This window comes from Streptomyces sp. 35G-GA-8 (assembly GCF_023534745.1).
GTDB lineage: Bacteria > Actinomycetota > Actinomycetes > Streptomycetales > Streptomycetaceae > Streptomyces.
Genome location: NZ_JAMHJQ010000045.1, coordinates 1 through 2,369 on the forward strand (window position 1 = coordinate 1; position 2,369 = coordinate 2,369).

The 2,369-nt window shown below is 66.3% G+C and carries 1 protein-coding gene and 1 pseudogene; both read right to left on the reverse strand.

Annotated elements, in window-relative coordinates; translation table 11 throughout:
* Positions 1 to 112 precede the first annotated feature (112 nt).
* A complete protein-coding gene (locus tag M1203_RS38400) occupies positions 113 to 1,798 on the reverse strand; it encodes an ISAzo13 family transposase (RefSeq protein ID WP_249954506.1) in 1,686 nt (561 codons plus the stop codon).
* A 68-nt stretch (positions 1,799 to 1,866) separates the two neighbouring features.
* Positions 1,867 to 2,274, reverse strand: a pseudogene (locus M1203_RS38405) (nucleoside monophosphate kinase); the annotation flags it as partial.
* Positions 2,275 to 2,369 lie beyond the last annotated feature (95 nt).

Sequence of the window (2,369 nt, forward strand, 5' to 3'; positions counted from 1 at the left end):
CGAGACACCTGTGAACAACGGGTGTGCCAGGACCGAACGATCCACCGTGCCTTCCACCAGCAGAGCATGCCCACCCGCTATCACACACCAACTCGTAAGGGCTCGCAGAGAATCAACCTGCTGGTTTGATCTCCGTGGGGCTGCTGTTGGCGAGGAACGCGGTGGCGTCAGCGGGCGTCCGGAACCTGGCTGTTGAGGGTGGAATGGTGTAACCGTGCTCGGTCAGGAGGGGCTGGACTTGGCGAACGGCCCTGGTGAGGGTGCTGCCGTTGACGCCGAAGAGCTGGGCCAAGAGGTCTCGGGTGCCGATTTTGCGCAGGTAGAGCACGGTGGCCAGGACTCTGTCGGCGGTGGTCAGCTTGTCCTTGGCTCCTGCGCCGCGAGCACGGATGCGCTCGCCGCCTCGCTGTTGGAGCCGTCCTTGTTCACGTAACTCGTCGAGCCTGTGGTCCAGTTGGCCGACGAGTTCGTCCAGTGCCGGCTCGGGCATGCCGGTCAGCTCCGGGTTGCGCAGACGCCCGGTGCAGGGCTGCCGGGACGGGTCGTCGGCTGGCCGCGGGTTCTTGGCTGTGCTGGTGGTGTCGCGACGGTGAGGGTGGAGGGTGTAGTTCCAGTCGCCGTGGAAGCGGTGCCGGCGCATGGGCAGGGCATCGATGTCGCCGTCGGTGACCTTGATGCCGGTGTCGTAGGTGCCCGTGTCGAGTTCGGCGTGGACTTTCAGCCCGGTGCGGGTGGTGGTCGCCGCGATGCTGTTCACGATGACGTCGTGGCTGGTCAGCGGGCGGCCGCGCCAGTTCATGGAGATGTGGGAGAACAGCCGGTGCTCGATCTTGTTCCACTTCGAGGTGCCGGGCGGCATGTGGCAGACCGTGATGTCCAGGCCCGTCTCGGCGGCCAGGGCTGCGAGTTCAGTCTTCCAGGCACGGGTGCGATAGCCGTTGGACCCGCCTGCGTCCGCAGTGATCAGCAGACAGGTGGCGGCCGGATAGTCGTGCCGGCCTCGGGCCCGCCACCACGAGCGAATGGAGGCGACGGCGAAGGCGGCGGTGTCGTGATCAGTGCCGACGCTGACCCAGCCGGTGTTCGCGGCGATGTCGTAGATCCCGTACGGGATCGCCTTGCCCGGTCCCTGCCGGTCCAGGAAATCGTGTGTCTTGACCAATACCGGCTCCCGGAGTGGCCGCCACTGGTGGCCCGCGTTCTTGTAGTCGCCGACGAGCTCCTTCTTCTTCGCATCAACGCTGATCACTGGCTGGCCAGCATTCATGTGCTGCCTTGCCCGCTCGTTGATGTAGCGGAACTGGGCATCACGATCCGGGTGCTGCTTGCCCTCGATGGTCTTAGCGCCGGCCTGCAGGCTAAAGCCTTCCTCACGCAGCAGGTCGCCGACCGTGTCCGCGCTCACCTTGTGCCCCTGCCGGGTGAGCTCAGCCGCGAGGTTCCTAGTCGACTTCACCGTCCAGCGCAGCGGCGACATCGGATCGCCGCGCTCATCGGGCTCCACCAGTGACAGCAGCGCGGGCCGCAGACCCGGATCAAGGTCCACGGCCTTCTTCCGACCGCCACCGGGCCTACGCACCCTGCCCAGAGGCTCCTCGCCGGCCTCCAGTTCGTCCACGCCCTTGCGGACCGTCGTCTCGCTGGCCCGGGCCGCCCGCGCGACCGCCCGGATACCGCCGTGCCCCATGATCCGCGCCTCGGCCCCCATCATCAGCCGCCGTTGCCGCTCGTCCAGATGTGGGAACAACACCCTGAACCTCACAGCGAGTTGACCACGGACCTCATCGGAGACGCTCATATCACGACAACGAGCCGAATCACGTGAAGCAACACCTTGATTCTCTGCGAGCCCTAAGTACGCGGAACTTACCGTCCTCGGCGGCGGCAGTCAGGGATGGCAGCCCCGCATCTTCTGGCGGAGGGGTCAACGCTCGACGCGCCAGGAGGCATCGACCTGGCCTGGCCGATCGCGACCAGCGCGCCGTCCAGGACCTCCTGGACCTGGCCGAGGGCCGAGATCGTGGTCACCAGGCCCTGAGCTTGGTAGTGGCCCACGACCGGCGCCGTCTCGCTGCGATAAACCTTCAGTCGCTTATGAATGGTTGTCTCGCGGTCGTCATCGCGCTGGTACAGCTCGCCGCTGCAGACGTCGCAGGCTCCTGCCACTGCAGGCGGGCTGTAGTCGACGTGGAAGATGTGTTCGCGGTTCTGACGGCACAACCGTCGTCCAGCGATCCGCCTGACCACCTGGGCCTCGGGAATCTCTAGGTCTAAGGGCTGTCCCGTAAATGATCTCCGGGTCGCCTCAGGCATGGCGGGCTGCCGTACGGCCCGCTGGCCTATCCGGCGAGGGCGAGGTTATGCATCCG